The sequence below is a fragment of the Neobacillus drentensis genome (assembly GCF_036966985.1).
Classification (GTDB): domain Bacteria; phylum Bacillota; class Bacilli; order Bacillales; family Cytobacillaceae; genus Neobacillus; species Neobacillus drentensis_E.
Window position 1 is genome coordinate 1 of sequence record NZ_JBALSN010000288.1, and the last position, 6,043, is coordinate 6,043.

Annotated in this window: 5 protein-coding genes; 1 reads left to right on the forward strand and 4 read right to left on the reverse strand. The window is 39.6% G+C overall.

Features of this window, described 5'->3' with window-relative positions:
* Positions 1 to 47: 47 nt before the first annotated feature.
* The 4 genes from V7659_RS19055 to V7659_RS19070 form a co-directional block, all read right to left on the reverse strand.
* Entirely contained in the window at positions 48 to 767 is a 720-nt protein-coding gene (locus V7659_RS19055) for a LutC/YkgG family protein (protein WP_335541417.1), read from the reverse strand.
* Between the two features lie 2 nt (positions 768 to 769).
* Positions 770 to 2,194 (reverse strand): LutB/LldF family L-lactate oxidation iron-sulfur protein, encoded by a 1,425-nt coding sequence (locus V7659_RS19060; protein ID WP_335541449.1) that lies wholly within the window; start codon positions 2,192 to 2,194, stop codon positions 770 to 772.
* 82 nt (positions 2,195 to 2,276) lie between these two features.
* Positions 2,277 to 2,993 (reverse strand): (Fe-S)-binding protein, encoded by a 717-nt coding sequence (locus V7659_RS19065; RefSeq protein WP_335541418.1) that lies wholly within the window; start codon positions 2,991 to 2,993, stop codon positions 2,277 to 2,279.
* Positions 2,994 to 3,226: 233 nt separating this feature from the next.
* Entirely contained in the window at positions 3,227 to 3,955 is a 729-nt protein-coding gene (locus V7659_RS19070; protein WP_335541420.1) for a FadR/GntR family transcriptional regulator, read from the reverse strand.
* A 319-nt stretch (positions 3,956 to 4,274) separates the two neighbouring features.
* Here V7659_RS19070 and V7659_RS19075 point away from each other — a divergent pair, with 319 nt between their 5' ends.
* Positions 4,275 to 5,966 carry an L-lactate permease gene (locus V7659_RS19075; RefSeq protein WP_335541421.1) on the forward strand — a complete coding sequence of 564 codons (1,692 nt, stop codon included), beginning with the start codon at positions 4,275 to 4,277 and terminating at the stop codon, positions 5,964 to 5,966.
* Positions 5,967 to 6,043: the final 77 nt, after the last annotated feature.

Genomic DNA, 6,043 nt, shown 5'->3' on the forward strand with positions numbered 1-6,043 from the left:
ATAAAAAAAAGCCTGCACCCGATTACGGTACAGACTTCTAAAAATATTTATAAATCATTAATGACAATATACGATGCCTTTACTGGTCCATGCACTCCAACGACAAGATTCAACTCAATATCGGCAGAGTTACTAGGTCCAGTAATAAAATTGATGCACGAAGCAACATGACCAGTTATCTTATGAATCTCCCGCATCTTTTGAGATGCTTGCGTAATCCGCGGTACTAGTGTACTTTTCGGTATAAGTGCGATATAGGTTGCAGGTAGAAAACTGACAGTTCTTCCCTTATTCTCATCACTAAACAATACGACCGTTCCAGATTCAGCAAGAGTAATTTCACTAATGGTAATCCCCACATTGGCCTTCTCTGCTTTTGCAATGTTTTGTTGCCCCTTGCTAAGATTCCATTCGTAAACCTCTATATTCTGTTCTGGCCATTCCTTCTTTAAAAGTGGATTGAGTCCCCACTTGGAAAAGCGTTCATCCTTCCAAGTGACAATCGGACCGCCGCCATAGCCAGAAACTACTTCATTTAGGACTGAAGATAAATCATTGCTATCTGTTACATAAAGGCTTGTATGAATTTTTTTACATTGCTCCTTAAGTACCTCTAACAATTCATCTTGTGTAGCGCCCTTCAAAACCTCATATTGGGGCTGGAATTTCCAGGTCGGCCTTTCAACTGGAGAGGAAATGCGTGGCCGCCCAAGACGGCCCGCGATTTGATTTAGAAATTTATCTCGATTGTGAATCGTCCCAACCATGATTATTTGCCTCCTTTTTCACGGTTTTTAAACCAATCTCTGAATCGCTCTTTATTTGGTGCCGGAAAATCACGAATATCTGTCCAAGCCTTTAATGGACCTGGTCCTTTAGAAATCTTCTCACCCACTGTAAAAGGGTTCATTGCAGCAGGTGCCATCTTAGATCCTATCTTATACATGATTGGAGAGGCTGCCCCTAAACCAAAAGCCTTCATTAATAGTTTTTCGGATATTGGTGCTTTTCCCTCTCTTTCGACAATGACTTCTCGGTGTTTATGAAGAAGGTTATGTAACGGTATTTTTACTGGACATACTTCTGTGCAAGCGCCACATAGGGTTGAAGCGTAAGGGAGCTCTTTAAATTCGTCGTATCCGCCTAATAATGGAGATAGGACTGCACCGATAGGGCCGGAATAAATAGAGCCGTATGAGTGTCCGCCCACATGCCGATAAACTGGACATACGTTAATACAGGCAGCACAGCGGATACACTGTAGAACAGATTGGAACTCTCCCCCAAGTATCTTGGATCTTCCGTTATCAACAATGACAAGGTGAAATTCTTCCGGACCATCGACATCTAATGCTTCTTTCGGTCCTGTTAACACAGTAATATAGCTAGTTAATTTCTGACCTACCGCACTTCTTGTTAGTAAGCTAACTAAAACTTCCATCTCTTCAAAGGTTGGAACCAGTCTTTCCATTCCCATAACTGTAATTTGTGTTTTAGGTAATGCTGTTACTAAATCAGCATTTCCTTCGTTAGTTACTAGACTAAAAGAACCTGTTTCGGCCACAGCAAAATTACAGCCAGTAATTCCGATATCGGCTGATAGGTATTCCTTACGAAGCATCTCACGGGCATGCCAAGCTAATTCTTCTGGTTTTGATGTTTTTGTGTAACCTAACCTCTCCGTAAACACATCGCGAATTTGCTCTTTATTTTTATGGAGCGCAGGTACAACAATATGAGATGGCGGATCATGATCATCAATTTGGAGAATGTATTCGCCCAGATCTGTTTCTATAACCTCACAGCCTTCTTTTTCCAACATCGCATTTAAACTGATTTCTTCAGTTACCATCGATTTCGATTTAACAATTTTCTTGGCTTCCTTCTTTTTTACAATCCCTTGGATATACTCATTTGCTTCTTCCTTGGTTTGTGCAAAAAATACATGTCCGCCACGTTTGGCAACATTCTCACTTAGTTGTTCTAAATAATAATCCAAATTTTCCAATACATGTTGACGGATTTCTTCTCCATGCGAGCGCCATTCTTCCCAGTTTCCTAGTTCCTCAGCGGCGACTCTTCTTTTTACACCCATACCGTCCTGTGCTCCAGCAACGGCACCCCGCATGAAGTCATCATGAATTCCTTTATCAACACGTTCTTTAAATTGATCCGTGCTAATCTTCATTGCCATCATTTATTCCTCCATCCTTTTTTTTATGACTCTATAAAACTTGCCTGTTGATTTCCGCTCCAATCAACAGGGAATTAAATTATCAACGGCTATTTAATACCTCGGCAATATGCATTACCTTGATCGGCTTACCTACTCTATCAATTCTTCCGCCGATATTCATCAAGCAGGCTGCATCCGCACCAATAAGATACTCAGCACCAGTTTCTTCAACATGGCGGACTTTTTCATCCACCATTTGCTCTGAAATTTGAGCCATTTTAACAGAAAAAGTGCCCCCAAAACCACAGCATTGTTCCTTCCCAGGCAATTCGGTGAACTTTAGACCTTTTACATTACTTAATAGAATCATAGGAGCTTTCTTTACACCCAACAATCTTGTCATGTGACAGGAGGTATGATAGGTTACATTTCCTTCAAAACGGGCACCGACATCTTCAATTTTCAATACATCAACAATAAATTGCGTAAGTTCAAATGACTTTTCAGCAAGTTTTTTTGCTTTTGGTTCCCAAACGGGGTCTCCCTTAAAAATATGCTGATACTCATGGAACATCGTTATGCAGGACCCTGATGGAGAGACTACGTATTCAGCATCGATAAATGTGTCGATCATCCGTTTCATAGCTTCTTTTGTTTCTTTAACATAACCACTATTATATGATGGCTGCCCGCAACAAACTTGCGATTCAGGAAAATCAATTTCACAGCCGAGCCTCTCAAGTAATTCGACGGTGGCCTTTCCTACATTACTTTTGAACATATCTACAATACAAGTTGCAAAAAGTGTAACCTTCATGATTGTCTTCCTCTCCTATATTTCAGATTTTCATAAGTTCCGCTGATGAACTGGTCATCTGATGACTTAACTAAAAAAAGAAATAGATTTTTATATCATTCATACTACAATAAAACTAGAACCTTTTGAAAGTGCTTCCATCAAAAAAAAATAAATTTATAAAAACATGCATTCCCAAATGGTTTGGAGGCTGCATGTTTTATGGGTTTTAACGATTTGACTGTATAAAATAGTTAGCTAGAAAATTTCGTAGATTGAAAATACTTTTGCAGTACAGCTTCTACATTTTCTAAATGCACAAGCATAAACTTGCTCGCTTTTTCTTCATTCTGCTCTTTTACCGCCTCAAATATATTCTTGTGTTCATTATATAAACGTTCCACTGTGGTTTGTTTAGAAAAGAGCCAAACACGTCGTGTTTCTTTCATGGTTTCTCCCATTAATCCAGAAACATGATTCATCAAGCTAAGCAACAAAGGATTTTGCGCGGCATCAGCAAGAGCAAGATGAAATTGTAGATCAGCTTTTTCACCCAGTGTCTCATTCCCTTGTGCATTCTTCATTTCTTCAAGGGCTTCCTCCAGCATAGATAAATGTTGACTGGTTCTTTTTTTAGCAGCTGCAGCAGCCGTACCAATTTCAATAATCTTACGAACCTCTAATAATTGAGCAATGTCTTCTTGGTTCATTAAAATAGCTGTTGATAGTGGAAAGGTGATTTGCTCTGGTTCAAATTCCTTTACGAATGTACCTTCCCCTTGCTTCATTTCAACGAGACCCATCGCTCTTAATGAGGTTAACGCTTCACGTATGGCAGAACGGCCCACTTGAAAATTTTCTGCCAGTTGTTGTACCGAATCAAGTTTTTCCCCTGGTTTAACTTGATCTGTTCGAATCATTTCATATATGGCCTCTGCTACTTCTTCATAGATCTTTTTGGGTTTTATTTTTTTATAATTCATCGGTCCAGCCCCTAACAAGCATTCGTTTCTCAGACGCATCTTTATTATACAGTTTTTTCAAAAATCTGCATATGTAATCTCCATCTTCTAATTAAATTCATTTTCTACTATATATATAGTAGCAACATTGTAAAATACAAATTTTGTAAAAAAATATTGTATTTCTTCCATTTCGTCCCTATAATTCATTTTAGCAGCATGAATCATCTAGTCATCTGATGACTTGGTCACCATTGTAAGCGGTTACTAAATAAAGGAGGGTAGGCATTATTACTCGGGGATAAAATCTAAAAAGCTAATTCGGGGGGATTAAGCTATTATGACATTTACTCAAAATTTTACTGCGGTGGGAGATAATCTCGCATTATCTGCTGTTGTTGCACTAATTCCGATTCTTTACTTTTTCTGGGCTTTAGCAATTAAACGGATGAAGGGCTATCTTGCTGGGTTATCGACACTTGCTTTAGCCTTATTGATTGCAATTTTTGCCTATAAAATGCCTGCAGGTATGGCATTTATGTCAGCATCACAAGGTGCGGTATATGGGATCCTTCCCATCGGATGGATTATCATTACTTCCGTATTTTTGTACAAGCTTACTGTAAAGACTGGACAATTTGATATTATCCGAACTTCCGTCGTTTCAATTACCGAAGACCGCCGTTTACAAGCGCTTTTGGTAGCGTTTTCCTTCGGTGCATTCCTTGAAGGTGCAGCGGGTTTCGGTGCACCAGTAGCAATTTCAGCTGCTCTTTTAGTGGGTTTAGGATTTAATCCTTTATATGCAGCAGGGCTTTGTCTGATTGCTAATACTGCACCAGTTGCGTTCGGAGCTATTGGTGCACCGATCATTGCCATGGAAGGGCCAACTGGTATTGCAGCAACGGAGATCTCAAAATTGGTAGGCCGCCAGTTGCCATTTCTATCAGTCTTTATCCCATTCTATCTAGTATTTATCATGGCTGGCTGGAAAAAAACGAAAGAAGTCATGCCAGCGATTCTTGTTTCAGGTGTAGCATTTGCTGGTACTCAGTTCTTTACCTCTAACTTTATGGGACCAGAACTTCCCGATATCTTATCAGCCTTAGTTTCCTTATTCGCACTTGCCATCTTCTTAAAATTCTGGAAGCCAAAAACAATCTTCCGATTTGCTTCTGAGCAAGAACTCGCTGCTACTTCAGCAAGGAAACTTAAGACACAAGAAGTAAAGCATACGGGTGGACAAGTTTTCAAGGCATGGTCACCTTTCCTATTGTTAACAGCAATTATTACATTATGGGGTATGCCTACCGTTAAGCTCGCATTAACAGGTCATTACGAAGGTGGAAACGCCATCTTAAAAGCCGTTAATTCGATTGGGCATGCACTTACATTTATACCAAATGTGCCATTAATAAATAATAAAATCATTAACACCGCTGGGGCTCCTATTCCAGCAATTTATAAATTGGAACTTTTGGGAGCAGCCGGTACAGCGATCCTCCTCGCAGCGATCTTAACAAAATTCATCGTCGGTATCTCCTGGAAAAATTGGGCTATTACCTTTGGTGAAACGATTAATGAATTAAAATATCCTGTCATTACGATTGCTGCTGTTGTTGGTTTTGCCTATGTTACAAATGCATCTGGAATGAGTACAACCCTTGGAATGTCACTTGCCAAAACAGGTTCATTACTATTTCCGTTTTTCTCACCTTTCCTTGGCTGGCTTGGTGTGTTTATTACTGGGTCTGATACTTCTGCAAACTTATTATTCGGTAACCTCCAAAAAATCACAGCTACTTCTATTGGTATGGATCCGGTGTTAGCTCTGGCAGCTAACTCTTCAGGTGGAGTAACCGGAAAAATGATTTCACCACAATCAATAGCCGTTGCCTGTGCTGCTGTTGGACTTGCAGGTAAGGAATCCGAACTGTTCCGCTTTACAATCAAACATAGCTTCTTCCTAGTGATAATTATTGGAATTATGACCTTTGTTCAGAGTCATTTCCTCAGTTTTATGATTCCTTAATAATTATTTATTAGGCTGTTAAAGATTAATGTTGATTTTGACACTCTGTTGATTGGAGCGGAAGGCACGAAGACTCC